This window comes from Acinetobacter kanungonis (genome assembly GCF_009939195.1).
GTDB classification, from domain to species: domain Bacteria; phylum Pseudomonadota; class Gammaproteobacteria; order Pseudomonadales; family Moraxellaceae; genus Acinetobacter; species Acinetobacter kanungonis.
In genome coordinates this window covers 15,488-40,663 of sequence record NZ_JAACKC010000005.1, presented here as the reverse complement: position 1 = coordinate 40,663, position 25,176 = coordinate 15,488, and the positions used below count along the sequence as shown (strand labels likewise).

Genomic DNA, 25,176 nt, shown 5'->3' with positions numbered 1-25,176 from the left:
GTGAATTGCTGATTAAGGATTGCATTGAATGTCAGATCAGAACGATAAGCTCAAACAACTTAAAACCTCCTCTATGGATCGTCGCTTATCTATCGCTAAAGCATCCTTACTGGCTGGTACACGTTGGGCAGCCTCCAATGCGACGTCAATGTTTTCTAGCGAAGCTGAAAAAGAAAAAAAACGTAAGCAAGCCATGAAAGAACAGGCCAACTATCTTGTGGCCGAGATTGGCAAGCTCAAAGGCTCAATTGTGAAAATTGGGCAAATGATGGCGCTGTATGGCGAACATTTTCTCCCTGAGGAAATTACCCAAGCACTCAATACTTTAAACAACCAAACTGTTGCACTTGCTTGGCCTGCAATTAAGCAGCACCTAGAACAACAGTTGGGCGATAAGCTGCATGAACTGACCATTGATCATGAGCCTTTAGGCACGGCATCCCTCGCGCAAGTGCACCGCGCCACACGTAAGTCTGATGGTTTAGAACTAGTCCTGAAAATTCAATACCCTGGCGTTGCAGATGCGATTGACTCAGATATGAGTCTGTTTAAAAACATGCTAAAACTGACGCGTATGGTGCCGCAAACCCGTGAATTTGATCAGTGGTTTGAAGAAGTTCGCGACATGATGCACCGTGAAGTGAATTATGACATTGAAGCCGCAACGACGCGTCGTTTTGCTGAGCGTTTAAAAGATGACCCACGTTATATCGTGCCAGAAATTATGGATGAGTTCTGTACCGACCAGATTCTTTGCATGACCTTCGAACGTGGTGTGCCAATTAACAGCCCAGTCATGCTTTCTTTACCACAAACCCGTCGTAATCTGTTGGGCGAAGCCTCTTTAGAAATTGCCGTTCGTGAGATTTTTGAATGGGGCGAAATGCAGACCGATCCGAACTTTGGCAACTACTTAGTTCGTTTGGGTGATGGTGAGCAGCAACCTGATCAAATCGTACTACTAGACTTCGGTGCAATTCGTCAATTTGACCAGCACCTGTTAAAAGTTGCGCGTAATCTCATTCATGCAGGCTATCAGCATGATCCGCAGTCCATGGTTAATGCCATGACAGGTTATGAGTTCTTCGACTCAATTCCGCAAAGTATCAAACCTGATATGGCTAAAGTCTTTTTATTGGCAACTGAAGCTTTTAGCTGTCCTGCGAACAACAAAGAATTGCCTGCTGGCGTCATGGACGAGCAATACCGCTATGACTGGAAAAAAAGCCAATTACATAGCCGCGTCATGCAGCAAGCGTCTAAATCAATGGCTTCACGTTATTTCAGTGTACCGCCTAAAGAATTTATGTTTATTAGCCGTAAATTTATTGGTGCCTATACCTTCATGACCGTGATTGACGCCAAAACCAATGTCCGTGACATGATTAAAACTTTCATTTAAATGACCCAGACTAGAATGGCACGATTGTCATTCTAGTCAATCCCCTATCTTTTTAGCTATAATCCAATTTTAAAATATTTATATAAATTAAATAATTATTACAATTTTACCACACCAATTACCGTTTATCTTTGACAATCTAGCATGTCAACAATGACATAGTTTTTTAGTTACCGCCATGTCAGCATTAAAATAGCAATAAAGCTCATATGGAACGAAAATAATGACAAATATGGTCAATAAGGCACAAGGACTAGGCTTATCACTGATTACAAAAATTGCAGGCAGCGATGTGCTTGATCAGCTCAAGCTCAGAAAATTTGTGGAAAAATCTTTATATCAAGGTTCTAAAACCAGTTTTAAAACCTTAAGTAAAACCCAAAAACTATTTAAAGCCACGGATGCACATTCAAAGCAACGCTTACCCAATCAAAGCAAATCATTATTTGATCTGAGTTTAACTGAAGAACAACAGATGACTTGCGATGCCATGCGTCAATTTGCAACCGAAGTTCTCTACCCGCTTGCCCATCAAGCCGATCATGACGAGCAATTTCCACAGCAACTTTGGATGGATATAAATGAATTGGGTTTAAATTATTATGCATTACCCGAATCTTTTGGCGGTGTCGCCAGTGAAAAAGACATCATCAGCCATATTTTGATTGCAGAGCACTTAGCCCAAGGTGATTTCAGCCTAACCGCAGGAATGCTTTCGACCTTTAGTGTGATTAATGCCATTACCCAATGGGGTTCCGAGCCAGTTCAGGACCAGTATTTATCTGCTTTTGCTGCAGACAGTGATATTCGTGCCAGTTTTGCGGTACAGGAAAATACGCCTGCATTTAATCCCATGCAGCTTAAAACCAAAGCCCAGCTCATAAATGGTCACTACCTTTTAAATGGTGAAAAAACACTGGTGATGCTTGGCGAAACTGCCGATCTGTTTCTGGTTAGTGCTGAGTTTCAAGGTCTACCCGATGTATTTTTGGTTAAACGTGATTCTTCGATTACTGCGCAAAAAAGTCCAGCCATGGGCTTAAAAGCCACAGAAACCATGACTTTACAATTTCAAAATACGCCTGCAGAACGTCTAGGCGATGAAGACTTTGACTACAGTGCTTTTCTAGACTTGGGGAATCTTATGTGGTGTGCCATGGCGGTAGGCACCTGTGAAGCGGTTAAAGCCTATTGTATTCGCTATGCCAATGATCGGATGGCTTTTGGTGAACCGATTTCGCATCGTCAAAGCGTAGCATTCATGATTGCAGACATGGCAATAGAAATTGATGCCATGCGGATGTTGATACTGAATGCTGCGAGTTTGACGGAAGCAGGTCAACCTTTTCACCGTGAAGCTTATTTGGCACGCCTACTGTGTGCTGAAAAATCCATGAAAATAGGCACAGACGGTGTACAAATTCTGGGTGGTCACGGCTTTACCAAAGAACATCCTGTTGAACGTTGGTATCGTGATTTGCGTGCTACCGCCATCTTACATTCAGGCTTACATGCTTAAAACAATAAAATAAAGGTCTATTTCCAATGAATTTACAAAACCCTAAAAAATTTAAAATCCTGCTTGATCAAGCCCATGAAGTTGCACTAAATGTACTGCGCCCCATCTCGCGTAAATACGACAAAGCCGAACATGCCTATCCGAAAGAACTGGACATGCTGGCTTCATTACTGGATGGCATGAATGATGGTGGTGAAGGCATAAATGCAGGTGCTGCGGTGGGTAAACGCGGCACGCAGGACAAGCACAATAAAAATGGCGTAAATATGTCGACGGCATTAGGCATTGTGGAAATGTGTTATGGCGACACTGGACTACTGCTATCTATGCCACGCCAAGGGCTGGGTAATTCGGCCATTGCTGCTGTTGCCAATGATGAACAATTAACACGTTTCCAAGGAACTTGGGCTGCCATGGCAATTACCGAACCCAATTGTGGCTCGGATTCTGCAGCTATTCGCACTACCGCCACTCAAGATGGCGATGACTATATTCTGAATGGTGAAAAAATATTTGTCACTTCGGGCGAACGTGCAGATTCTGTTGTGGTCTGGGCGACGCTTGATAAAAAACTTGGTCGAGCCGCAATTAAGTCTTTTGTCGTACCCAAAGGCACAGCAGGTATGACCGTGGAACGATTAGAGCATAAACTTGGCATTAAAGCCTCGGATACAGCGGTTATCCGTTTTAATCAATGCCGAGTTCCTGCGAAAAACCTGTTAGGTCATGCAGAGATTGATGTTGCCAAAGGCTTTGCAGGCGTGATGGAAACCTTTGACAACACACGCCCCTTGGTTGCTGCAATGGCGATTGGTTGTGCCAAAGCTTCACTGGAACGTATCAAGGAAATCTTTCATCGAGAGCTGGATTCAAACTATGCAACTCCATATTTACAGTGTTCTAACCTTGCCGCGCAAATTTATAAAATGGAAGCAGAATGGGAAGCCGCTCGGTTACTCATGTTAAAAGCAACATGGATGGCAGACAACAAAAAGCCAAACTCTAAAGAAGCATCCATTGCAAAAGCCAAAGCAGGACGCGTTGGCAACGAAATTACCTTAAAATGTGTCGAGTTAGCGGCTTCGGTGGGCTATAACGAGACTGAACTATTAGAAAAATGGGCGCGTGATTCTAAAATTCTCGATATTTTTGAAGGTACACAGCAAATCCAGCAACTGATTATTGCCCGACGTGAATTGGGCAAAAGTTCGAGTGAACTAAAATAACGTTGATACTGCCTATATAAAACTGTCTTACAAACGATGGATTATTTGCTATAACAATCCATCGTTTAAAAACTTACGTACACTTATGTTTCACATCCGCTCCCTCCAAGAAAAAGACAATGCTGCAATTGCCCAAATCATCCGTGAAGTATCTAAAGAGTTTGGACTCGCAGCAGAATCTGGCTTTGCCGTTGCCGATCCTATCCTAGATAATTTATATCAGGTCTATCATCAACCAAATGCGCACTATTGGGTCATTGAAAATGCATATGGTGAAATTTTAGGTGGCGGCGGGCTGTCACCACTCACTGGCGATGCTGAAACATTTGAAATTCAAAAAATGTACTTTTTACCTGAAATTCGAGGTTTAGGCTTTGCCAAACATATTTTAGAGCAATGTTTTAGCTTCACATTAGCACAAGGCTATCGTGCCTGTTATTTGGAAACCACTGCATCGCTATGGCAAGCGGTCAAACTTTATGAAAAGTTAGGCTTTCAACATTTAGCAGAACCCAAAGGTCACACAGGTCATAGCCATGCCTGTGAAATTTGGATGGAAAAAATCCTTTAGAAAACAAAGAAAATGACATCAATTCAGAGTAATTGATGTCATCTATTGGGATGTTTTTTTAATTGCATTCAACTGTTATGCGCTAAGCAACTTGTCGAGTACACCAAATTTTTTAAAGATTTTTGCTCTACGTTTAGGATGAATGTTGGCTTTATTCAAGTCACCGCCATAATGTTTAAATACGCGTTTATCCATCATTTTGAACCATAACGGTGGAATCATTGCAGGTAAAAGCATGCTGGCATAACCGCTTGGCAACTCGGGTGCTTCATCAAAATGTCGCAGTGCTTGGAAAGGCCGTGTTGGGTAAGCATGATGATCTGAATGTCGCTGCAATTGATATAAAAACAAATTGGTCACAATATTATTGTTATTCCAACTATGCTCGGGCATGGTTCGCTCATACTTGCCATTCTCATCTTTCTGACGCAGTAATCCATAATGTTCAATATAGTTAATAATCTCGAACAGGCTAATGCCATATAAAGATTGCGTAAGTAAATAGGGTGTTATGCCCGCACCAAACATCTTGATCATGCTGGCATGAAAAGTGGCACTCATGCCCCAGCCTTGTAGTAACTCATTATCTACAGACCAGAATGTTTTGCCTTTACGTTTCAAACGATTACTTTCAATTTCAATTGCAGATTTAAAAGAACCAATGACCGTTCTAGGTAAAAATTCATAAAAGGTTTCGCCCATTCGTGAGGATGCAGGATCTTCTGGGGTTGCTGCACGTTTATGATGCCCATAGGGATGCTCAATGCGAAAATGGTTATAACCAGTGGGCACTAGCGCCAGATGCGACAAGATATGATCGATACGATTCGACTTATGGCTTAACTCATGGGCAGTATTTACCGCAATGCCATTAATAGCCCCCATGGAAATGCCTAACAGGACTTTATCCAGCAAAGAGGTTTGTTTACGTCCAACCAAGTAGCAGGCATAAATATTGGCTGCATATTGCAGTGGAATAAAGGTTTTCACTAAACGCGCATAGTATGGATCTTGCTCCAGCAACTTTACATCTTCAGCCGTCGGGTTATTCTGATCATGACCAATCAGGGCATCAATTGCTGGAATAATCACGTGCAATAATATCGGTCCACCGAGTGCAAATGCTTTTTTCAAGGGTCGTGGCGCAAACTGATAGCCTGCTAAAATTCCCATGCCAATAACAGGTAAAGCTGGGCTAATTGCCCACAAATAACGCTTTTTGTCTAAAGTTAACCCTGTTTTTACTGGAGTATTCATTAGTTGTATTAGTTCTGATTCTGTCAATTTTACTGTTGCATTCATTTGCAAAGCTTTCCTTCTTTTCTTGTTATGTATATATTTTCTGAAAGTGCCCTTGAGCGAAAGTTGCAAACGTCCATAAAAACTATGTAATCGTCTTTGGCTTAATTTGATAAACAATGTCCTATAAACACATATTACAAATTCTGAATACTTGTATATTTCAACAGATGAGACAGAACGAAAAAGCATGGATGCTCTAAGTAAAATTTTTGATGATATTCATCTCAACAAATCCGAATACCTGTATTTAAAAGCGCGTGGCGACTGGTGTTTTCATTATGAAGATCAGAGTGCCATGGTGGCATATGCGATGGTTTCAGGGCATGCGCTGATTCAACTGGATGCCACTACGCAAGTACATGTCCGTGCAGGAGATCTGGTGTTAATTCCTTCTGGTCGTAGTCACAGTGCCTCGAATACCCCAAGCCCTTTGGTCGGTACCTTAAATATTACCCATCGTTTTGATGAAACAGGAGAAAAAAGTATTGAATTTGGCGCGGGTGAAGGCAAACAAACCGTCATCTTGGCCATTCGCTGTCATATGGATAGCATCATGGCGCGTCCTTTGTTAAATGCACTCCCCCAATCGATTCATTTGCATCAGATGAATGGTCAAACCATCCCTGAATGGCTACAAATCGGTTTGCAGTTCCTTGCCGTAGAAACCCTACAAGTCCAACCTGGACGTGACAAAATCCTCGATCATCTGGTGAGTATTTTTTTTATTGAATGTGTCCGTGATTATATTTTGCAATTAAGTGATAGCAACAACTGGTTATCTGCGCTATCCCATCCTGAATTGTCCAATGCCTTGGCTGCCATTCATGGGCAACCGCAACATGCATGGACAGTAGAAACACTGGCAGAACAATGTTGTATGTCTCGTTCTAAATTCGCACAACTATTTAGCCAAATGGTGGGTGAACCACCGCTGGCTTATTTGCAGCAACATCGCTTACGTATTGCATCGCAGTATTTAAGACAAGGACAATATACTGTTCAGCAAATTGCCCATTTGGTGGGTTATGCTTCAGAAACGGCGTTCAGTCAAACTTTTAAAAAGCAATTTGACCTGACACCGAGTCAATATAGACAACAATTTATGCAATAGAAAAATACGTTACCTATTACACCAGACTTAAAATAGCTTGTACAGGATCTTCACTATTGCCAGAAAGAAGCTGTTTATGCATGGTAATGTGCTGCATCACCTGAATCTGAGATACTTCAATGTCCATCAATTTCTCAATTTCATGGGCTAAATTTTCAGGTGTCGCATCATTCTGAATCAGTTCCTGAATGACTTTTTTGCCCGCAATAATATTGGGTAAAGAGTAATAAGGGATCTTGATCAGCAGCTTGGCAATAAAATAAGTTAAAGAATTCAGCTTATAGAAGGTCACCATCGGGCGATGCAATAACATCGCTTCTAAAGTTGCCGTACCTGAAGCCAAAGCCACAATATTGGCGGCATTCATGACCTGACGACCAATTTTCGATTCAGTATCAGTATTTTCCAGCAAATGAACTTTCGCGCGGAAACGATCCGAATAATGTTGCAGTAAATGTTCGATTTGCTTTTTACGCGCATCATTAATGGCTGGAATAAGAAACTCATAGTCTGGGTGTTTTTGACTTAAAATTTCACCTGCTTGTAATACCAGAGGTCCTAAGCGCTCGACTTCACCACGACGACTGCCAGGCAATAAAGCGATATGTTTTTGATTCGTCGTTAACCCAAGTTCTTGCTTGGCTGCAACCAAATCATTTTTTAACGGCAATTGACTCGCCAGCGGATGCCCCACAAAAGCCGCAGGCACATCGAATTTTTTATAGAATGCTTTTTCGAATGGAAATAAGCACAGGACCAAATCAATACTCGCCTTAATGCCATGTACACGCCCCTGTCGCCATGCCCACACGGATGGACTGACATATTGTATGGTTTTAATCGGTAACTGTTTTTGCTTTAAACTTTTCGAGAGGCGCAAATTAAAGTCTGGTGCATCAATACCAATAAAGACATCGACAGGCTGTTTAGTCCATCGTTCAACCAGTCCATCACGCACTGCGAACAATTTTTTAATATCTTTTAAAACTTCAACAATCCCCATGACCGATAAAATATCCATCGGATAGTAGCTTTGGAAGCCTTCCGCAATCATTTGAGGACCACCAATCCCTTCAAACTCGGCATCAATTCCTTGCTCACGAAAACTGCGGATTAATTTGGCACCTAAAGTATCACCAGAAACCTCACCGACAACGATGCCTATTTTTAGTTTTTTGTTGTTCAAGACTTCATGCTCTGTTCAAAGTTAAACATATGAATATTCTAGCATAGGCGGAGCTTTTGAAATATTTAGGATACTTCCAAAGCTCAAAACTACGCCACTTTCTAAATCTAATTTAGCCATGAAGTCTTTTTAATTCATCTGGATTTACAATAGTTACACAATTGAACATTATTAAAATTAACAATAAAATTAATGCGAATCATTTACATTAACACTCATCATGTCTAAAACTCCCGCGCTCTTTAAGTATTCCCTACTTGCTCTTACCATCGCTCATATCAATCTCAGTTTTGCCGAAGATGATGTTGCAACCCTCTCTACCATTCAGTTACAAGCAGATGAAACAGGTAATCAAAGCTCTGAGAAAACCAAGGCATATAACGTTAAAAAAAGCAGTAGTGCGACCAAACTGAATATTGATGCGCAGGAAACACCGCAGACTGTGAATGTAGTGACGCGTCAGCAAATGGATGATTTTGGTTTAAATTCTACGCGAGAGGTATTGAAAAATACACCGGGGGTTACGGTACTTAACCAAGAAACGGAACGTACAACCTACATGGCTCGAGGTTTTGAAATATCAAATATCCTTACAGATAGTGTTGGCTACCCGCTTTCTAATTGGAATTATAATAATACCAATCCTGATACGTTCTTTTATGATCGAGTTGAAGTAATCAAAGGCGCTGATGCCCTTTCCAATGCCTTTGGTGACCCTAGCGCGACAATTAACAATATTCGTAAACGCCCAACCAAAGAGTTTCAAGCCAATGCTGGCATCAGCTATGGCTCGTGGAATACTGAACGTTATGAAGCAGATATTTCAGGTTCTATTACTCAAGATGGGCGCGTTCGTGGCCGATTAATGGGTTATGAACAAACGGGGGATTCTTATTTGGATCGGTATTCTTCTGAAAAAAATGGTTTTGCAGGAGTTATTGAAGCCGATCTGACTGACACGACCTTGTTAACTGTTGGTTATAGCCAAAATCAGAATAAACCTAATGCAAACAACTGGGGAGCTTTACCATTACTTGGAGCAAATGGTCAACAGCTTGTTTACGATCAAAAATACAATCCTAATCCTGACTGGGCACATTGGGACAATACTGCTCAGAATGCTTTTGTAGAGTTAAAACAAAAACTGGGCGATAAATGGGCAGCTAAACTGACCTATAACTACAACGATTTAGAACATAACAGTCGCCTGCTCTATTATTATGGCAATCCACAAGCCGATGGTTCAGGTGTCTCTCTGACAGCTTGGGGCGGTAAAGAACATTTACGTCAACATCTTGCAGACTTAAATTTTGAAGGAAGTTACGACTTATTTAATCGAAAACACGAAGCCACTTTCGGATATAGCCGCATTCAATCTGAACAGAATGACCAGCAATCTAGTGGCTTTATTAATGACAGCAATATCAATAATGTGACTGAAATCTATGGGGGAATTCCTTATACAAAACAACTCACAACCAATTGGGCAAGCTGGACACCCAAATCAGTCACTTGGTCTGCATTTTCTGATGCAGCCGACTATAAACAAAACATCAACTCTTACTATGCTGCCACACGTTTACATCTTAGTAATGATTTAAAACTTATTTTAGGTGGTAACTATGTTGAAGCCAGCAGTAAAGGCATCAGTTATGGTTCAGCGATGAACTATGATGAAAGTAAGTTATCTCCTTATACAGGATTAACTTATAACTTCACACCAGAATACACAGGTTATATGAGCTATACTTCGATCTTCAGACCACAAACAGGGATTGAAGAAACCTCGAAGCAAGCGCTCAAACCCGTTGAAGGTGAGAGCTACGAAGCCGGTTTTAAAAGCTCATGGTTAGATAATAAATTAACAGGAACTCTTGCGGTATTTAGAACGGATCAAAATAATTACCCACTGCGCAGCTCAGATGGTAATCCACTTAATCGCACAGTACAAACCAGCGACTTACGTTCTCAAGGGGTAGAAGTTGGTTTGTCAGGTCAATTAACCGATAACATCAATATGGCATTCGGTTACACCCAATTTAGTCTGAAAGATTTGAAGAATGGTGGTGCAGCTCGAACGTATAATCCAAATCAAACCATTAATTTATTGGCAACGTATACAGTACCTGCTTTACCTAAATTAAAAGTTGGCGCTGGCTTTCAATGGCAAGACAATATTAAACTCTATGACTCAAATTTAAACAGCACCATCACTCAAGATGATTATGCGCTAATCAACTTGATGGCAAGCTATGAAGTCAACAAACATGTGAGCTTACAAGTCAACGGTAATAATATTACCGATAAAAAGTACTTAAATAGCTTCCCAGATGGACAAGCATTTTATGGTGAGCCAGCAAACTATACGATGTCTGTGAAATTAAAGTATTAATGCATGCGCCAAGTCTGAATACTCAGGCTTGGCTTTTCTGTATTTCCATATTGGTCAAATTTATGAGTAAAGCGCAATCCATTACTTCTACCTATCGCCTACAAGTGCTTTACCGCTTTGTAGTCGCTTTTGTCATGGGGTTTATTTGTGCTTCGCTACTCAGTCTAGACTTAACTTATTTGCTGAATCATCAGCTAGCCAAAGCGGAAGCCATCTATTTGGCTGCTTTTATCAGCCTGTTCTTCTATGCTGGCTATGTCATCACCAGTTTTTGTATTCAATCATTACTTCGACTGACCTTAATAAGTTGCGGAATATTTGGCTGTGTATTTTTACTCTTTCTAGGAATGCGCTAATTCATGCATAAAAGTATTCGACAATCGATGGCATGGTTGCACTCTTGGACAGGCTTACTACTGGGCTGGGTGATTTTTGCGATTTTCCTGATGGGAACAGCTTCTTATTATCGCCATGAAGTGAATTTATGGATGCAGCCTCAACTGGCTCAATACGACATTCAGCAACAGACGGCCATTCAATCTGCTACGACTTATTTGCAAACCCATGCTGCGGATGCTAAATCTTGGTTTATTGGCATCGCCACGCCTGAATCACCTGTGAATACCATTTACTGGCAAAAAGCAGATGGTAGTTATGAAAGTAAAACGCTGGATGCGAATTCTGGGAAAGAACTCAGTCTTTCAGCAACAGAAGGCGGTGATTTTTTCTATCGTTTTCATTATCAACTGTTTGGTTTGCCTGTGAATATTGGGAGACTTGCGGTCTGCTTTGCTGCTTTTATCATGCTGATTGCTCTGATCTCAGGCATCATCACCCATAAGAAAATTTTCACAGACTTTTTTACGTTAAGAACCTTTAAATCACAACGGTCTTGGCTCGATTTTCATAATGTAAGCTCAGTGATTGCTCTGCCATTTTTCTTGATGATTACCTTTACGGGTCTAGCCATTTTTTTCTATTTATATTTTCCATGGGGAATGAAAACACTCTATCCAGATAATCCTTATCAATATTTCACTGAAATTAGAACACAGGTGATTCAGCAAAATACGACTCCTGTCGCTCAAACCGACTTGAGCATGGCCCAATTGCTGCATACGGTTGAGCAACAATGGGGACAACAACCACTCCGCTCAATCACAGTACAAAACCCGAATAGCAATCAATCACTTTATACCTTCTCTCAATTACAAGACTCTACCATTACAGGCAATCAACCACAGATCACTCTCACTGGAACAGATGCAGCAGTTATTCAAAACACACGTAATGACAGTGCAATTGCAACTTTAAATTTTGGCGTGTATGGCTTGCATATGGCGACCTTTGCACAGCCTGCTTTACGCCTTGCCTTCTTTTTTTCAGGCTTGCTTGGCTGTTGCATGATTGCCTCAGGCCTATTACTCTGGAGCCTGAAACGCCAATTACAAAATAAATCAGGTCAGTTCCATTTGGGACATTATCTTGTTGATCGTTTCAACATCACGACTTTTGTCGGTCTGCCTACGGCAATGCTAGTCTACCTAATGACCAATCGCATTGTAACGATGACATCAGACACACCAAATTATGAAATTTATGCGTTTTTTAGCACTTGGGGCTTAAGCCTTGTAATTACACTGTGTACACCTAAACAATGGCTGTGGCGCTCACAACTTGTAAGTTTATGCTTCGTTGCGACCAGTCTGGTGATTTATGATTTCATTTATCTACTACAGCATCACTATATCCATGACTTCTATAGCTATTGGTCATTTTTAAGAATTGATCTGTTTATTTTACTTTTAGCATTCTTCGCATTTTTTATTTTTAAGAATATTCATCCAATCCAGCTCAAGGCAACACAAAAGCTAAGTAAGAAAGTTTCTACTACTCATGAGGTGAATGCATCATGATGATCTTCTTCGGCATGATATGCATTCTGCTTGGGATGTGGTGTTTACATTTACTCAGTAGCAAACAGATTGAAAAAACCAAGCTATCCCAATGGTACTTCTTGACGCATTACCCCCAATATAGCCGCAGCATCGCCTATATTCTTTTTCTTATTGCAGCTGCAATTTTCATAGCAATATTTGGTATTTCAATTGGTTTCATTAGTTGGTGGTTATTCGCCAGTCCTGTTATTTTACTTTTAATATTATTAATCAATAATTTAAGAAAGATAGATAAACCACAAAAGCATCGTTCTTAATGTTTTGACTCATCCTAATCTTAAAAGCTTTAGCGTTTTTTTGCATAAGTAAATCATTTATCAAGACAAACACTTATCTCAAAAAGTCATAACATATGCGTGGTTTATCATATTTGGCTTCTATTCATGTTTGGTTCTGTTGAATATATTCTTGCAGGTGTTTTAGTTGGGTTCTGTGTAGGCATTACAGGTGTAGGTGGTGGTTCTCTGATGACCCCTATTCTGATTAGTCTGTTCAAGATTGAACCTCACATCGCCATCGGAACCGATCTTCTCTATGCATCAATCTCCAAATTTTGTGGTTCGATGGTGCATGCAAAAAAAATGAATATTGTTTGGCCCATTGTGATTTGGCTCGCGGTCGGCAGTATCCCCGCTTCTTTTGCCACACATTGGGTTCTTGAGAACTATCTTAGCCAATCTGCAAGCTACAAAGCCGTACTTACCATGGTATTGGGCTTTATGCTGACCCTGACTGGTGTCTCTATCATCTTCCGTGGACATATTGAACGCTTTTTCAATAAATTCCGTAAAGATGAACAGTTAGACATGAGTGAAGATTTGGAAAAAGTGAATTTCCAAGCCAAAGATAAACGTGCCTATATTATTCTCATGGGTGTGATACTGGGCATCTTTGTGACTTTATCTTCAGTCGGTGCAGGTGCTTTCGGCATTATGGCTCTGGTCATTATGTTCCCGAATTTACCGATGATTCGTATTATCGGTTCAGACGTTGTGCATGCCGTATTGCTGACCTTGGTCGCAGGCCTAGGTCACATGAGCTCAGGTAATGTCGATTTCGCCCTATTGGGTTGGTTATTGGTCGGCTCTATTCCAGCGATTATTGTGGGTACGCTCATCAGCTCGCATTTACCAGAAAAAATTATCCGTAAAATTTTAGGTATCACCTTATTTGCACTGGGTATGAACTTCATGATTCACCCAGTTAAAGCCAAATCTGTACAAAAACCGACTACAGCGATAATTTATACTGTTGAAAAATCACGCAGTGTTTAATTTATATATGCGAATAATCGGTTTTTTTCACGCTTTTATTGGTCTTTTGTATAGCAAAAGACTGATTAAATCGTGTTATATTCAGGCAACTAAAAAAACTCTTGTATGATCGATCTAGTGACAGCAATGAATACACAACAGCCAACCCCTATTACTCAATCAGACATTGACGACGTAAATGTGAAAAGCATTCAACCTTTAGTAACTCCAGCAGAACTAAAAAAAGAATTGCCATTAACTGAGCATGCCTACCAAACTGTACTTAAAGGTCGCGAAACAATTCGCAATATTTTAGATGGTAAAGATAAGCGTCTGTTTGTCGTAATTGGTCCTTGTTCTATTCACGACGTCGTTGCTGCACACGATTATGCTGATCGCTTAAAAGTCTTGAGCGAAAAAGTTAAAGATACCCTTTATATCGTCATGCGCGTGTATTTTGAAAAACCACGTACGACCGTAGGTTGGAAAGGCTTAATTAACGATCCAGACATGAACGACTCGTTCAATATTGAAAAAGGTCTGCGTATTGGTCGTCAATTACTGTTGGAATTGAATGAAAAAGGTTTGCCTTGTGCAACTGAAGCACTTGATCCTAACTCACCTCAGTATTATCAAGATTTAATTTCTTGGTCTGCGATTGGTGCACGTACCACAGAAAGCCAGACCCACCGTGAAATGTCTTCAGGTCTATCTTCACCTGTAGGCTTCAAAAATGGTACAGATGGTGGCTTAACAGTTGCAACCAATGCGATGCAGTCAGTAAAACATGGTCACAACTTCTTAGGTCTGAATGAACACGGTCAAGTATCTGTCATTCGCACCAGCGGTAACCCATATGCACATGTGGTATTACGCGGTGGTAATGGCAAGCCGAACTATGATGCTGGCTCAGTTGCTGAAGCTGAAAATGCTTTAGCCAAAGCTAAAGTCAGCACTAAAATCATGATTGACACCAGTCATGCCAACTCAAACAAAGACCCGTTCCTACAACCTCTCGTTCTGAAAAACATTACAGAACAGATTTTGGATGGCAATAAATCAATCGTTGGTATTATGGTTGAAAGCCATTTAAAAGGTGGTCGTCAGGATATCCCTGAAAACCTCGATGATTTAGAATATGGTAAGTCAGTTACAGATGGCTGTATTGACTGGGATACCACTGAAAAAGTATTGCTTGATATGCATGAAGCTTTGAAAGACGTATTACCAAACCGCTAAGCCTTCAAGCGCCATCCTACAGGATGGCGTTTTGTTTTACTGCCAAATAAAGTCACCGTTATGAATCAACTTGAAAACGCCTTAAGTCACATTGACCATTTCCAGTTTATCCATGAACATTTATTTAGTTCAGGGCAACCGACCATTGAACAATTAAAGCTGATCAAAGAATATGGCATCACAACTGTGATTAACCTTGCTTTGAATGATGCAGACAATCATCTGCCGCATGAAGATCGTGTGTGCTTGGAATTGGGTTTGAATTACATTCACATTCCAATTCTTTGGGATACCCCATCTGATGAGCAATGTATGCTGGTACTGGATATGTTGGATCACTTGGTGCAAGAACAGATGGTTTGGGTACATTGTGCTAAAAACCTGCGTGTCAGCAGCCTGATGTACTTATATCGCCAATACTATATGGATATGGACATTGCCACGGCTCAGGACCTGTTACATACAGTTTGGGAACCCAATGAAACTTGGACGGGCTTGATTCATGCGGTAGCCTTACAACTGCAAGGTCGTAAAGCTACCAAAGAATTACAACAATCGCTTATGAGTGCAGGTCATTTTGCTTGATGACTAATCAACACCGTTGCAGTTGCTAGAATTCCTTCCTGACGGCCAGTAAAACCTAATTTTTCTGTGGTTGTTGCTTTAATACTAATTTGAGTAACATCCACATCTAACACATCGGCAATAGATTGGCGCATTTCTAAATTATGTTTTGCCAGTTTCGGGCGTTCGCATGCCACGGTCATATCCGCATTATTTAACACATAACCACGATCTAAAATTAACTGATATACGTGTTTCAACAATACACGGCTATCCGCTCCTTTAAATTCAGGGTCTGTGTCTGGAAAGTGTTGACCAATATCTCCCAGTGCCAGCGCCCCCAATAAGGCATCACACAGTGCATGCAAAACCACATCTCCATCTGAATGTGCTTTTAAACCATGTGTATGTGGAATTTTCACCCCTGCCAAAGTAACAAATTCGCCCTCTTCAAAAGCGTGAACATCCATTCCCTGACCAATTCGAATATGTGCGACCATTAAATTATGCTCCCTCAGAAATAAATGTTTGAAATCTTGTATTCAGTGTTTCGACTTCGTTATAGTTACACCAGCACAGTGTTGTGAAAGTATAAGTCATCATGTTGTTGAATACAGACATTAAATTCTTTAAAACTATAGCATCTTTCATTGGTCTCGGCTGTATATACAGTAGCCTGAGCTATGCACAAGAAATTGATTGCAGTGCACCAGACAATTCGGCAATGAAAACGATGTGTTCGAGTGCTTTTGATCAACAACGCAAAAAACTCAAAAATCAATATTTAACCGCTTTTCTGATTAGTGATGCACCTTTACGACTGTTGGATGATACACACAGTATCTGGCTGAAACGTGTGCAACAATGTAAAACTGAATCTTGTTTTAATCAGCAATTTGAACTGCGCACAGATGATTTGAATTTCTATACTTCACTCAATCAGAGTTTGACTCAGCATTATTTAAAAGTTGAGCACGGTAAACTGGCGAAGCATCCGATTCACTTACAAGTGCATCAACTCAGCAAAGACAGCATTAAGATTGAAGGTATTGCCTACCGCAATCCAAACAACAAGAAAGACACTCAAACCGTCCCATTCTTAGCGTATACCACACCCGAAAAAAAGCAAAATATTGTAGATAATGAACATGACTGTAAATATCAGTTTGATTTTAACAAAGCGATTTTAACAGTTAAAACCCAGCAAAAAGGCTGTGAGCGTTTCACTGGCGTATATCGTCTTTATGATTAATCCACTCAAATTTTATAGAATAAAAAAGCACAGAAAACTCTGTGCTTTTTTACTATATGGACATTAAGTTAAGCAGGATAAGCCGAAGCAATCTCATGACTAATCATGACTGCTGTAGCTGCTGACAATGTCCAACCTAAATGTCCATGCCCTGTATTATAAAATACCCGTTCACGTCGACCACGACGCACTATCGGCATCATATTTGGCATCATTGGACGTAAGCCTGCCCAAGGCACCACACTCTCAGTCGAAATATCAAAATTCTTATTTGCCCAATCCACCAAGGGTTGAATCCGATCAGCCCGAATATCACGGTTATAGCCATTGAACTCAGCTGTACCCGCAATTCTTAAGCGGCTTGCCCCAAGACGTGAAGTCACAATCTTGGCACTTTCATCGAGTAAACTCACCCATGGTGCATGCTGCACACTCTGCTCATCCTCCAAATTGATGGTGATGGAATAACCTTTTACTGGATACACATTCACTTTATCTCCCAGTAAATGCGCCAATTGATAACTACCAACCCCACCACACACCACGACAGCATCAGCTTCAAAATATTCAGTTGCTTGCGCTTCGGCATTCATATTCTCGGTACTGGCTTTACAGACGACAGTCACGCCTTTTTCATGATGCTGTACATCAGTTACTTCTAAACCAAACCGATATTTCACCCCATATCTTTCAGTGACTTTGGCAAGTCCAGTTGTGAATTTATGAATATCACCTGTAGCATCACCTGGACAATAAAAACCACCATAGTAGTCTCCTGTCAGACTTGGCTCAATCTGCTTGATTTCTTCTGATGTAACCGCATGACGTTCTAAACCACCTGTACGCAGCAACTCATTCACGCGTGTTGCGACCTCATAATCGGCCTGATTATGGTAAAAATGCAGAATCCCGCGTTTTTCCAAATCAAACTGAATCTGCTCTTGTTCTGCAATATCAAAAAGACGTTTACGCGCCATCAGTGCCAATTTCACCGTATCGCGGGTATTTTCCTCATAATGCTTAATGTTGCCTAAGAACTCAACTAACCATGCATATTTATGCACATCAAAAGAAGGATTCAAGAGTAGTGGAGCATCTTTGCGTGTCATCCATTTAATGCCTTTTAACACTGTCGATTTTTGGTTCCATACTTCCGCATTACATGCTGAGAGCTGACCACCATTGGCAAAAGAGGTTTCCATCGCAGGATAAAGATGTTTATCAATCACGGTCACATCATAGCCCAATTGAGAAAGTTCATAGGCTGAGGTTACCCCAGTGATTCCAGAGCCAATAACAATAATGTGTGGCATAAAGCACTCCTTCGAAATGCATGCATTCCTTGTGTTATGCCCCATCTGTCATTGGTACCTGAGAGCTTCGGTCATATTGAATATATAACCATCCCCTTCGGTGAGTGCCCTTTTTATCTTTATGCACTTCTCTCCAGATTTTGAAATTATTACAGTCCTTCTGCCTGAGAGTTTCCGGGGTCGTTGCTCCTTCGGCGAGCACATTCAGTGTGCTTCTCTCCTGCAATAATTGCTTCTTATAATATGAGCAATATATATACCATTTGCGAGTGCAAAATACACAAATTTAATGCAGTATTATGCTAAAGCAGCATAATTTCATTTATTTCAATTCAAATTTATATATTTATAGAACTATTATGATGTTGAAATTTTAATGTACTAACGATAAAAAATTATGTCAAAGTATAAAAAAAGCCCCTTTCGGGGCCAATGTATCCTAACGGTGCGTATGTACCGACATCACAATACCCATGCCAGCCAGCAGCGCAATCACCGCGGTACCGCCATAACTCATTAAAGGCAATGGATCACCTGTGACAGGTAAAATCCCACTGATCATGCCTGAGTTTAGAAAAACGAAGAAAAAGAAGGTTAAACCAATCGCACTAGCCAACAGACGACCATAGTTATGGAACGAATTCAGACCAATCATCATACAGCGGAAAATAATCGCGGCATAAAGTGCAAATAGGAACATGACTCCTAAGAATCCGAACTCTTCCGAGTAGGTCGATAAAATAAAGTCCGTATGATGTTCAGGTAAATATCCTAAATGTGATTGGGTTCCTTCCAGATAGCCCTTGCCCATCAATCCACCAGAACCAATCGCAATTTTGGACTGAATAATATTCCAGCCTGCACCGAGCGCGTCAGATTCAGGGTCAAATAACGTCAACACCCGTTTCTTTTGATACGTCTGTAGTACATATATCCACAGCACAGGCGCTGCAACCGCTAATGCAGCAAATGCTCCCAAAATCAGGCGCCATGACATACCACTTAAAAACAGCACAAAAATCCCTGGAATAATCAAACCAATGGACAAATCGGGCTGCAATGCCACCAGCACAAATGGCACGAACATAATGACCAGTGCCCCCAAAATATGAATCAATTTGGGTGGAAATGGCTTTCTGGCAAAATACCACGCCATCATGAGTGGCATAGCAAACTTCATGAATTCACTCGGTTGCACACTGCCAATGCCGGGCACTGTCAACCAACGTTTTGCCCCTAAGCGTGTATCACCTATCACCAGCACTAGAACCAATAGCACAATTGAAATCAAATAGAAATATGGACTGGTGGCTTGATAAACCTTGGGTGGAATCTGCGCACAGATAAACAACAGAATAAAGCCCACACCAAAACTGGTTGCTTGACGTAGCACCATACTCATATCTTCAGCCGTGGCGCTATAAACCGCCATCAGACCAATAATCGAGTTAATGATCAACAGTCCTAATAACCAAGGATCTAAATGCAAACGGTGCCATTTGGAGGAATCGTCCTTAATACTTCGACCATCACGCAGGGATTGGCGTAAGAAACGATACTGTTGAGAAGGTATCATCTTGAGAGGCAATACAGCTAAAAGAGCAGAGTATAAATTTAAAGTGCAGCAGAGTGAATGCTTAATTCCATGTTCAGCGCATTTATTTCGTAAACGCACTCTACTGGGGTATTAAAACCCAAACATTATGCTTGTGAACGGGTAATTAAACGCGCCAGCTGCAAATCATCGGGATAGGTAATTTTGATATTATCTGAACGCCCTTGCACCACATTGACCGGATGCCCTGCATATTCAAGTGCACTGGCTTCATCGGTAATCACTTGGTGGTTTTGTAGTGCCTGCTCAATTGCCTGCTTTAAAACCCCCAATTTCGCCATCTGCGGCGTTTGTGCTTGCCACAAAGACTCACGGCTAACCGTATTACTGATCAAATCTTGCGTTTGTACTAGCTTTAGCGTATCTCGCACAGGAATCGCAAGAATGGCCGCTTGATCAGTTTCAACTGCTTTATTTACCAATGCGTGCAAGGCATCTAAGGTAACACACGGACGTGCAGCATCATGCACCAACACCCAATCATTTGCATCTGCGATTTGTGTAAGATGGTTCAAAGCATTCAGAACTGAGTCAACGCGCTCTTTACCACCAGCACAAAAATGGGCTTTTTCTGCGGCAGCTAAGGCTAAAGTTGAAATCACATCATCATCTGGTGCTATAGCAAGTACGTAACCTGCTAAAGCCAGACCGTTTAATCGCTCCACAGTATGTTCAAGCACGGTTTTATGATCAAGCAATTGATATTGTTTTAATTCAGACTGAGAAAAACGACGTCCAGAACCAGCAGCAGGAATCACCACCCAAAGCTTATTGTGCATTGACTGGCTCTGGTGGGATGGGATTGTCGTCTTCATTTGTACGTAAATCTGTTTTGGCGTTTGGGTCAATATAAATCGGTTTGTATTGCGTACTAATGGTACTCATTTGCACAAAGGTTTCACGTGGTTTAATCAAACCCAAATCTAAACGTGCATGTTCTTCTATGGCTTCAACACCATTTTTTAAATCATAAACTTCTGCGGCTAAGACACGATTACGTTCTTTTAGCTCATCATTAATTTCTGTTTGTTGTTGGATTTTTTGGGTCAGTTGCTGATGATCGTGATAACCACCTTCACCAAACCAGAATAAATACTGAAACCCTGCGATCAGTACGATCGCAAGGCCCAATAGTAATTTACTCGCAACGGAGTCAAATACATTTAACATAGATAGCATTCAATCGCTTAGTTCAAACCTTTGAACTCAGCTTTACCGCGATAGATCGCGTTAGTCAACTCTTCAATACGAAGCAATTGGTTATATTTTGCAACACGGTCAGAACGGCAAAGTGAACCCGTCTTGATTTGACCAGCCGCTGTACCTACTGCAAGATCCGCAATGGTAGAATCTTCAGTTTCACCAGAACGGTGAGAGATTACAGTTGAGTAACCATTTGCTTTAGCAAGGTAGATTGCATCTAAAGTTTCAGTCAAAGTACCAATTTGGTTGTACTTAATCAGAATAGAGTTACCTACTTTCTGGTCAATACCACGTTGTAAAATCTTAGGATTCGTTACGAATAAATCGTCACCAACCAATTGGATTTTGTCACCAAGGATTGAAGTCAAGTAAGACCAACCTTCCCAGTCAGACTCATCCAAACCATCTTCAATAGAGATAATTGGATATTGGTTTACAAGACCTGCCAAATAGTCAGAGAACTGGTTGCTTGTAAATGCTTTATTGCCTTCACCAGCAAGGATATATTGACCATTTTTGTAGAATTCTGAAGATGCACAATCAAGCGCAAGCATAATATCAGAACCAGCTTTGTAACCAGTTTGACCAATAGCTTCAAGAATAACCGTGATTGCTTCTTCGTTTGAACGCAAGTTCGGCGCAAAACCACCCTCATCACCAACAGCAGTGTTTAAACCTTTTTTGTTTAAAACTGATTTTAGAGAATGGAAGATTTCAGCGCCCGCACGTAATGCTTCAGCAAATGAAGTGAAACCAACTGGCTCAATCATGAACTCTTGGATATCAACGTTGTTGTCTGCGTGTGAACCACCATTGATGATGTTCATCATTGGTACAGGCATGCTCAAACTTGTTTGACCACGTAAATCTGCGATGTATTGGAAAAGAGGAATTTTCTTTTCAGTCGCAGCAGCACGTGCAGCAGCCAAAGAAACAGCTAGCGTTGCGTTAGCACCTAGTTTTTCTTTGTTTTCAGTACCATCAAGCGCGATCATCGTGTTATCGATGTCTTTTTGCTCAAATACTGATTTACCCACTAAAGCGTCACGGATTAAAGTGTTTACGTTGTTAACCGCATTTTTAACACCTTTACCCAAATAGCGCGCTTTGTCGCCATCACGAAGTTCTAAAGCTTCACGAGAACCAGTTGAAGCACCAGAAGGTGCACATGCACGACCTACAACACCAGATTCTAGGATAACGTCTGCTTCGATGGTTGGGTTACCACGAGAGTCCAAAATTTCACGTGCACGAATGTCAACGATTTGGCTCATGAATAATTCCTCAGTTGATTAATAACGAGATGCCTTAGAAAGCATCAATGAGTATCTAATTTTGCGAAACCTTTTACCAAGGTATCTAATTCTTTTAGCTGTGCTAAGAATGGCTCAAGCTGCGACATGCGTAATGCACAAGGACCGTCACATTTGGCTTTTTCAGGATCTGGATGTGCTTCCAAGAACAAACCTGCTAAACCAGTTGCCATACCTGCACGTGCCAATGTCGTGATTTGCGCACGGCGACCGCCCGCAGAATCTGAACGACCACCAGGTGTTTGAAGTGCATGGGTCACATCAAAGAACACAGGCACATTCATTTCTTTCATGATGTCGAAGCCCAACATGTCTACAACAAGGTTGTTGTAGCCAAATGCTGAACCACGTTCACAGAGAATGAGTTTGTCATTTCCAGCTTCTAGGCACTTATGCAAAATATGGCGCATTTCGTGCGGAGCAAGGAATTGTGCTTTCTTGATGTTGATAATGGCATCGGTTTTCGCCATCGCTTCAACCAAGTCAGTTTGACGGCTTAAAAAAGCAGGTAACTGAATGATGTCTGCTACTTCAGCCACTGGAGCAGCTTGATACGGCTCGTGTACATCGGTAATGATTGGCACATTAAAGTGCTTTTTAATGTCTGCCAACCATTCAATTCCTTTTTCCAAACCAGGACCACGGAATGAATTTAAGCTCGAACGATTCGCTTTATCGAAACTTGCCTTAAACACATAAGGAATGTCTAAGCGCTTGCAAATATCAACATAGGTTTCTGCAATTTCAAAAGCTAAATCTTTTGACTCTAATACGTTCATGCCGCCGAATAGTACAAATGGCAAGTGGTTTGCCATTTGTATATCGCCTAAACGTACAATTTCTTGTGGTTTTAATTGTGACATTTAAACTTTCCTAGTTTAGTCCTAGACATACTTTATTTAAGCTTTTTGATGTTTTGCTTTCGCTGCACCAATGAAACCTGCAAATAACGGATGTCCATCACGCGGAGAACTTGTAAATTCTGGGTGGAATTGTACAGCAATAAACCAAGGATGTTGAGGAATTTCAACAGTTTCAACTAAATGTTGAACTGGAGAGTAACCTGAAACCTTCATACCCGCAGCTTCAATTGCAGGAATGAAACGGTTGTTCATTTCATAACGGTGACGGTGACGCTCTACAATTTCAGCCTTACCATACACTTCACGTGTTTTTGTGCCTTCAACCAATTCAGATTTCTGAGCACCTAAACGCATCGTACCGCCAAGGTCAGATTCTAGGCTACGCTGTTGAACTTCACCACGCTCATCTAACCATTCTGTAATCAAACCAATTAATGGTGATTTAGTAGAACGGTTGAATTCTGTAGAAGTCGCATCTGCAATACCCGCAACGTTACGTGCAAATTCAATTACAGCCAACTGCATGCCTAAACAAATACCAAGGAATGGCACATTGTTTTCACGCGCATACTGAATCGCTTTCATTTTGCCTTCAGTACCACGCTCTCCAAAACCACCTGGTACAAGAATCGCATCAGCATCTTTCAATGCAGTTGCTACATCTTGGCTTTCAAGATCTTCAGCGTTTACGTAATCGATTTGAACTTTAACGCGGTTTTGAATACCTGCATGTAACAATGCTTCGTTCACAGATTTATAAGCATCTGGAAGTTCAACATATTTACCCACCATCGCAACACGAACCGTGTATTCAGGATTTAACAATGCTTCTACCACATTGTCCCAATCTGAAAGATCCGCTTCTGGCAAATCATTGAAACCAAAACGTTCGCAGATTAAATCATCAACGTCTTGTTCATAGAATGTGCGAGGAATTTGATAAATCGTTTTCGCATCTTTACATACCACAACCGCACGTGCTTCTACGTTGGTGAACAAGGCGATTTTACGAGTGGTATCTGCATCAACGTCGTATTCAGTTCGGCAGATTAAGATATCTGGTTGAATACCAATTGAAAGCAACTCTTTTACAGAGTGTTGTGTTGGTTTGGTTTTTAACTCAGCCGCAGACTTGATATAAGGCAATAACGTCAAATGCATAAGCATGGTACGTTTATGACCTAATTCAACCATCAGCTGACGTACAGATTCCATGAATGGGAGAGATTCAATGTCACCTACTGTTCCACCAATTTCTACGATGGCAACGTCATAACCTTCGCCTGCGCGAAGTACACGTTCTTTAATATTATCTGTAATGTGGGGAATTACTTGAACTGTACCACCTAAGTAATCACCACGACGTTCTTTATTAAGCACGTCTTGATAAACACGACCAGAAGTAAAGTTGTTGAGCTTGGTCATTTTTGCACGACGCAAGAAACGTTCGTAATAACCCAAATCCAAGTCAGTCTCAGCACCATCTTCTGTGACAAAAACTTCACCGTGCTGGAATGGGCTCATCGTCCCTGGATCGACATTAATGTATGGATCCATTTTGACCATGGTGACTTTTAAACCACGGGCTTCTAAAAGTGCAGCAACTGAAGCAGCTGAAATACCTTTACCTAGTGATGAAACTACACCACCAGTAACGAAAATAAAATGGGTCATTAAGTTTCTCGTACAATGGAGCCTAAATCGGCCTACAATGTTGTGCGATTTTACTTTACTCTGTACCTAGAAAGCAAAGTCAATTAGCAGCAATTCATAGATCAATAAACAATTGGCTATTCTATCAGCATTTCCGATAAAAATTTAGTAGGGAATCTCAGGATTTTTCATCTGTAATTTTACTGCTATACTACGCGCACTCTATTTATGCTTTATTTTG

Annotated in this window: 22 protein-coding genes and 1 riboswitch; of the genes, 12 read left to right on the top strand and 10 right to left on the bottom strand. The window is 41.0% G+C overall.

What is annotated here, in order from left to right:
• The first annotated feature begins 28 nt into the window (after positions 1–28).
• The 4 genes from GWK51_RS11040 (at position 29) to GWK51_RS11025 (ending at position 4,718) form a co-directional block, all read left to right on the top strand.
• Positions 29–1,402, top strand: coding sequence for an ABC1 kinase family protein (locus GWK51_RS11040; RefSeq protein ID WP_161933745.1), 1,374 nt, complete (start codon positions 29–31; stop codon positions 1,400–1,402).
• A 232-nt stretch (positions 1,403–1,634) separates the two neighbouring features.
• On the top strand, positions 1,635–2,921 hold the full coding sequence (locus GWK51_RS11035; RefSeq protein ID WP_171519176.1) for an acyl-CoA dehydrogenase family protein: 1,287 nt from the start codon (positions 1,635–1,637) through the stop codon (positions 2,919–2,921).
• A 26-nt stretch (positions 2,922–2,947) separates the two neighbouring features.
• On the top strand, positions 2,948–4,147 hold the full coding sequence (locus tag GWK51_RS11030; protein ID WP_161933743.1) for an acyl-CoA dehydrogenase family protein: 1,200 nt from the start codon (positions 2,948–2,950) through the stop codon (positions 4,145–4,147).
• An 85-nt stretch (positions 4,148–4,232) separates the two neighbouring features.
• The gene (locus GWK51_RS11025; protein WP_161933742.1) at positions 4,233–4,718 is read left to right on the top strand and encodes a GNAT family N-acetyltransferase; all 486 of its coding nucleotides are present in this window, start codon (positions 4,233–4,235) and stop codon (positions 4,716–4,718) included.
• 75 nt (positions 4,719–4,793) lie between these two features.
• Here GWK51_RS11025 and GWK51_RS11020 read toward each other — a convergent pair whose 3' ends face one another.
• Positions 4,794–5,975, bottom strand: a complete 1,182-nt coding sequence (locus tag GWK51_RS11020; protein WP_407925983.1) for an alkane 1-monooxygenase — start codon at positions 5,973–5,975, stop codon at positions 4,794–4,796.
• A 232-nt stretch (positions 5,976–6,207) separates the two neighbouring features.
• On the opposite strand from GWK51_RS11020, the gene GWK51_RS11015 reads away from it, so the two are divergent.
• On the top strand, positions 6,208–7,131 hold the full coding sequence (locus GWK51_RS11015; RefSeq protein ID WP_161933740.1) for an AraC family transcriptional regulator: 924 nt from the start codon (positions 6,208–6,210) through the stop codon (positions 7,129–7,131).
• Between the two features lie 16 nt (positions 7,132–7,147).
• On the opposite strand, the gene lpxB is transcribed toward GWK51_RS11015, so the two are convergent.
• The gene (gene lpxB / locus GWK51_RS11010; protein ID WP_161933739.1) at positions 7,148–8,317 is read right to left on the bottom strand and encodes a lipid-A-disaccharide synthase; all 1,170 of its coding nucleotides are present in this window, start codon (positions 8,315–8,317) and stop codon (positions 7,148–7,150) included.
• A 220-nt stretch (positions 8,318–8,537) separates the two neighbouring features.
• Between lpxB and GWK51_RS11005 the strand changes: the two genes are divergently transcribed.
• The 6 genes from GWK51_RS11005 to GWK51_RS10980 all read left to right on the top strand — a co-directional run bounded on the left by GWK51_RS11005 (position 8,538) and on the right by GWK51_RS10980 (position 15,744).
• Positions 8,538–10,709: a TonB-dependent siderophore receptor gene (locus GWK51_RS11005; protein WP_161933738.1), complete on the top strand. Its 2,172-nt coding sequence runs from the start codon at positions 8,538–8,540 to the stop codon at positions 10,707–10,709.
• Between the two features lie 62 nt (positions 10,710–10,771).
• Positions 10,772–11,065: a hypothetical protein gene (locus tag GWK51_RS11000; protein WP_161933737.1), complete on the top strand. Its 294-nt coding sequence runs from the start codon at positions 10,772–10,774 to the stop codon at positions 11,063–11,065.
• A 3-nt stretch (positions 11,066–11,068) separates the two neighbouring features.
• Positions 11,069–12,625, top strand: a complete 1,557-nt coding sequence (locus GWK51_RS10995; protein ID WP_161933736.1) for a PepSY-associated TM helix domain-containing protein — start codon at positions 11,069–11,071, stop codon at positions 12,623–12,625.
• A gap of 425 nt (positions 12,626–13,050) precedes the next feature.
• The gene (locus GWK51_RS10990) at positions 13,051–13,941 is read left to right on the top strand and encodes a sulfite exporter TauE/SafE family protein (RefSeq protein WP_161933735.1); all 891 of its coding nucleotides are present in this window, start codon (positions 13,051–13,053) and stop codon (positions 13,939–13,941) included.
• A 126-nt stretch (positions 13,942–14,067) separates the two neighbouring features.
• Positions 14,068–15,159 carry a 3-deoxy-7-phosphoheptulonate synthase gene (locus GWK51_RS10985; protein WP_216071758.1) on the top strand — a complete coding sequence of 364 codons (1,092 nt, stop codon included), beginning with the start codon at positions 14,068–14,070 and terminating at the stop codon, positions 15,157–15,159.
• Positions 15,160–15,219: 60 nt separating this feature from the next.
• Positions 15,220–15,744, top strand: a complete 525-nt coding sequence (locus GWK51_RS10980; RefSeq protein ID WP_100240688.1) for a protein tyrosine phosphatase family protein — start codon at positions 15,220–15,222, stop codon at positions 15,742–15,744.
• On the opposite strand, the gene ispF is transcribed toward GWK51_RS10980, so the two are convergent.
• A complete protein-coding gene (ispF, locus tag GWK51_RS10975) occupies positions 15,732–16,223 on the bottom strand; it encodes a 2-C-methyl-D-erythritol 2,4-cyclodiphosphate synthase (protein ID WP_100240687.1) in 492 nt (163 codons plus the stop codon). The two genes, GWK51_RS10980 and ispF, sit on opposite strands and share 13 nt — an antisense overlap.
• 101 nt (positions 16,224–16,324) lie before the next feature.
• Between ispF and GWK51_RS10970 the strand changes: the two genes are divergently transcribed.
• Positions 16,325–16,975 (top strand): A1S_1983 family putative colistin resistance protein, encoded by a 651-nt coding sequence (locus tag GWK51_RS10970; RefSeq protein ID WP_161933733.1) that lies wholly within the window; start codon positions 16,325–16,327, stop codon positions 16,973–16,975.
• Between the two features lie 68 nt (positions 16,976–17,043).
• Here GWK51_RS10970 and GWK51_RS10965 read toward each other — a convergent pair whose 3' ends face one another.
• The 7 genes from GWK51_RS10965 to GWK51_RS10935 form a co-directional block, all read right to left on the bottom strand.
• Complete coding sequence (locus GWK51_RS10965) at positions 17,044–18,288, bottom strand: D-amino acid dehydrogenase (protein WP_161933732.1); 1,245 nt, start codon at positions 18,286–18,288, stop codon at positions 17,044–17,046.
• Positions 18,289–18,430: 142 nt separating this feature from the next.
• A riboswitch (glycine riboswitch) is annotated at positions 18,431–18,521 on the bottom strand.
• Positions 18,522–18,727: 206 nt separating this feature from the next.
• Entirely contained in the window at positions 18,728–19,864 is a 1,137-nt protein-coding gene (rodA, locus tag GWK51_RS10960; RefSeq protein WP_161933731.1) for a rod shape-determining protein RodA, read from the bottom strand.
• Between the two features lie 125 nt (positions 19,865–19,989).
• Positions 19,990–20,718, bottom strand: coding sequence for a 2-C-methyl-D-erythritol 4-phosphate cytidylyltransferase (gene ispD, locus GWK51_RS10955; protein WP_407925978.1), 729 nt, complete (start codon positions 20,716–20,718; stop codon positions 19,990–19,992).
• Positions 20,672–21,073: a cell division protein FtsB gene (gene ftsB, locus GWK51_RS10950; protein WP_142768865.1), complete on the bottom strand. Its 402-nt coding sequence runs from the start codon at positions 21,071–21,073 to the stop codon at positions 20,672–20,674. Before ftsB ends, ispD begins: the two co-directional genes overlap by 47 nt.
• 17 nt (positions 21,074–21,090) lie before the next feature.
• Complete coding sequence (gene eno, locus GWK51_RS10945) at positions 21,091–22,380, bottom strand: phosphopyruvate hydratase (RefSeq protein ID WP_161933729.1); 1,290 nt, start codon at positions 22,378–22,380, stop codon at positions 21,091–21,093.
• 44 nt (positions 22,381–22,424) lie between these two features.
• On the bottom strand, positions 22,425–23,282 hold the full coding sequence (gene kdsA, locus GWK51_RS10940; RefSeq protein WP_142768866.1) for a 3-deoxy-8-phosphooctulonate synthase: 858 nt from the start codon (positions 23,280–23,282) through the stop codon (positions 22,425–22,427).
• Between the two features lie 36 nt (positions 23,283–23,318).
• Entirely contained in the window at positions 23,319–24,956 is a 1,638-nt protein-coding gene (locus GWK51_RS10935; RefSeq protein ID WP_142768867.1) for a CTP synthase, read from the bottom strand.
• Positions 24,957–25,176 lie beyond the last annotated feature (220 nt).

Bases quoted from the DNA above. Each gene is read 5' to 3' on its own strand.
- GWK51_RS10965 (WP_161933732.1), bottom strand. From the start codon at position 18,288: ATGCCACACATTATTGTTATTGGCTCTGGAATCACTGGGGTAACCTCA.
- GWK51_RS11040 (WP_161933745.1), top strand. From the start codon at position 29: ATGTCAGATCAGAACGATAAGCTCAAACAACTTAAAACCTCCTCTATG.
- GWK51_RS11025 (WP_161933742.1), top strand. From the start codon at position 4,233: ATGTTTCACATCCGCTCCCTCCAAGAAAAAGACAATGCTGCAATTGCC.
- rodA (WP_161933731.1), bottom strand. From the start codon at position 19,864: ATGATACCTTCTCAACAGTATCGTTTCTTACGCCAATCCCTGCGTGAT.
- GWK51_RS11005 (WP_161933738.1), top strand. From the start codon at position 8,538: ATGTCTAAAACTCCCGCGCTCTTTAAGTATTCCCTACTTGCTCTTACC.
- GWK51_RS10970 (WP_161933733.1), top strand. From the start codon at position 16,325: ATGTTGTTGAATACAGACATTAAATTCTTTAAAACTATAGCATCTTTC.
- GWK51_RS10985 (WP_216071758.1), top strand. From the start codon at position 14,068: ATGAATACACAACAGCCAACCCCTATTACTCAATCAGACATTGACGAC.
- GWK51_RS10990 (WP_161933735.1), top strand. From the start codon at position 13,051: ATGTTTGGTTCTGTTGAATATATTCTTGCAGGTGTTTTAGTTGGGTTC.
- GWK51_RS10935 (WP_142768867.1), bottom strand. From the start codon at position 24,956: ATGACCCATTTTATTTTCGTTACTGGTGGTGTAGTTTCATCACTAGGT.
- ispF (WP_100240687.1), bottom strand. From the start codon at position 16,223: ATGGTCGCACATATTCGAATTGGTCAGGGAATGGATGTTCACGCTTTT.
- GWK51_RS11030 (WP_161933743.1), top strand. From the start codon at position 2,948: ATGAATTTACAAAACCCTAAAAAATTTAAAATCCTGCTTGATCAAGCC.
- GWK51_RS11000 (WP_161933737.1), top strand. From the start codon at position 10,772: ATGAGTAAAGCGCAATCCATTACTTCTACCTATCGCCTACAAGTGCTT.
- GWK51_RS11035 (WP_171519176.1), top strand. From the start codon at position 1,635: ATGGTCAATAAGGCACAAGGACTAGGCTTATCACTGATTACAAAAATT.
- ftsB (WP_142768865.1), bottom strand. From the start codon at position 21,073: ATGTTAAATGTATTTGACTCCGTTGCGAGTAAATTACTATTGGGCCTT.
- GWK51_RS11015 (WP_161933740.1), top strand. From the start codon at position 6,208: ATGGATGCTCTAAGTAAAATTTTTGATGATATTCATCTCAACAAATCC.
- eno (WP_161933729.1), bottom strand. From the start codon at position 22,380: ATGAGCCAAATCGTTGACATTCGTGCACGTGAAATTTTGGACTCTCGT.
- GWK51_RS10980 (WP_100240688.1), top strand. From the start codon at position 15,220: ATGAATCAACTTGAAAACGCCTTAAGTCACATTGACCATTTCCAGTTT.
- ispD (WP_407925978.1), bottom strand. From the start codon at position 20,718: ATGAAGACGACAATCCCATCCCACCAGAGCCAGTCAATGCACAATAAG.
- kdsA (WP_142768866.1), bottom strand. From the start codon at position 23,282: ATGTCACAATTAAAACCACAAGAAATTGTACGTTTAGGCGATATACAA.
- GWK51_RS10995 (WP_161933736.1), top strand. From the start codon at position 11,069: ATGCATAAAAGTATTCGACAATCGATGGCATGGTTGCACTCTTGGACA.
- GWK51_RS11020 (WP_407925983.1), bottom strand. From the start codon at position 5,975: ATGAATACTCCAGTAAAAACAGGGTTAACTTTAGACAAAAAGCGTTAT.